Origin of the sequence: Actinosynnema sp. NPDC023658, assembly GCF_040639995.1 — a bacterium.
Lineage (GTDB): Bacteria > Actinomycetota > Actinomycetes > Mycobacteriales > Pseudonocardiaceae > Actinosynnema.
This window is the reverse complement of sequence record NZ_JBFAAX010000996.1, coordinates 1-1,973: the sequence shown is the minus strand read 5'-3', so window position 1 is coordinate 1,973 and position 1,973 is coordinate 1. Positions and strand designations below refer to the sequence as shown.

General features: G+C 70.9%; 1 protein-coding gene. It reads right to left on the bottom strand.

The features are described 5' to 3' along the window. Positions 1-29 precede the first annotated feature (29 nt). Positions 30-1,592 carry a hypothetical protein gene (locus tag AB0G02_RS37340; protein ID WP_360804368.1) on the bottom strand — a complete coding sequence of 521 codons (1,563 nt, stop codon included), beginning with the start codon at positions 1,590-1,592 and terminating at the stop codon, positions 30-32. Positions 1,593-1,973 lie beyond the last annotated feature (381 nt).

Below are 1,973 nucleotides of genomic sequence, written 5' to 3'. Positions count from 1 at the left end.
GCCGACGGGGTCGGCCACGCCGCGTGGGGTCAGCCGACCTTGCCGACGCCCGAGCCGGCGATCACCGCGGCCTTGACGCCGTTCGGGTCGTCCAGGGTGTAGGCGTAGTAGTCGCGCGGCTCCTGCACGGTGCCGCTGCAGTCGGGTTGCCCCGACTCACCGACGAACACGTTGTTCCGGGCCACGCACCGCCCGGTGGGGCCGGCGTAGCTGTTGCTCACCGGTTCCTCGACGTCCTCGAAGTAGTTGCCCTCCACGACGCAGCCGGAGTTCGCCTGGCAGGCCACGCCGACGTCGGTGTTGTATAGGTAGTAGTTGTTGAACACGTGCACCGGCTCACCGAACCGGACGCGCGGGTTGCGCTGCGGGGTCTTGTCGAACCAGTTGTGGTGGTAGGTCACCTTGAGCTGACCGACGTCCTGGGCGGCGTTGCCGTCGTCGTGGCCCAGCAGCATGTTCTTGGTGTGGTTGTGGGTGTGGTTCCAGGACACGGTGACGTAGCTGGAACCGCGCTTGATGTCGATCACGCCGTCGTAGCCGTGCGACAGGTCGTTGTGGTCGATCCACACGTGGTGGGAGAACATCTGCACGTTGACCGCGTCGTCGGCCCAGTCGCGGAACACCAGGTTGCGGATGATGACGTTGTGCACCGCGTCGGCGGGCGGCGAGGTGACGTCGGAGACCGGCAGGCCGATGTTCAGCCCGCCGCCGGTGAAGCCGGAGCCGGAACCGATGCCGACGATCGTCTTGTCCGACGTGACGTCGTGCATCGGGCCGGGCAGCGCGAGCATCCCGCGCACGCAGATGGTGAGCGGCCCGGTGCGGGCGATGGCGGCCAGGAACTCCGCGGCCGTGTCGACCTCGATCGTGGGTCCGCCCGCGCCGCCGGTCGTGCCGCCCTGCCCGCGGGCGGTGACCGAGGCGAAGCCGATCGGCCTGTCCGAGGTGGCGCAGGTGCCGGGCTGCGGCGGGGTGGTGGTCGTCGTCGTGGTGCTCGTCGTCGGCCCGCCCGGTCCGGCGACGTCGGTCACGAGCACGTCGTCGAAGGACGCGGAGGCGTAGTACGCCGCCAGGCCGACCCGGCCGCTGCCGAAGGTGCTGTCGGTCGCGGTGACCGCGGCGGTGCCGTCGAGGAACCCGCGCAGCGTGCTGCCGAACACCTCCAGCCGCAGGGTGTACCAGGTGCCGGTGGTCACGGCGGCCGGCGCGGAGGCGAGGGCGGTGAACCCGCCGCCGACCCGTTTGCCGAGGACCACCGAGCCGGCGTTGGTCAGGCCCAGGTAGTAGTAGTTGCCCGTGTCCCGCGCCCGCGCCGTCACGCCGACGTGCCGGCCCGTCCCGTTGAAGCCGGTCGGCTTCACCCTGGCCTGCACCGACTGGCCGGACCACGCCGTGCCCGCCAGCGCCCTGGCGTCGGAGCTGGTGGCGGACTGGCGCCAGGCCCGCGACCCGTCGACGACCACCGACCAGCTGCCGCCGCTGGAGCTCCAGCCGGAGGAGTCGCCGTCCTCGAAATCGTCGCCGAACAACGTGGCGGCCGATGCCTGCGGCACCAGCAGAACGGCCGCCGCGACGAGGAATGCGCTCGCCACCGCGGCGAGCGACGCTAATCTGCCGTGCTTGCTCAATGAAGCCTCCTGGGGTGAATCGGGCGGTCGGCGCCGATTCGGCGGTGTTCACGGTGATGAATGCGTTCATGCTGGTGAACACGGCAGGCGGCGGCTGCCGACCAAGCGGAGGCGGCGGTTGGCGGCATGCTCTCGAAAGCGGGGAGAATCCTTCGGGCCGAAGGTAATGGCTCGTTTCCGGGACGTCAACGGCGGAACGGGGGACTGGTTCGGCGCGCAATCGGGAAAAGGCGCGGATAACACCGGGACGACGTGCGGGCGTCGGGTCGGACGGCGCGGGTCGCCCCCCGCCGCAGTCCCCGACGACCGGGCCGACCCCGGACACGCGTCCGGCGAGGGCTCGAC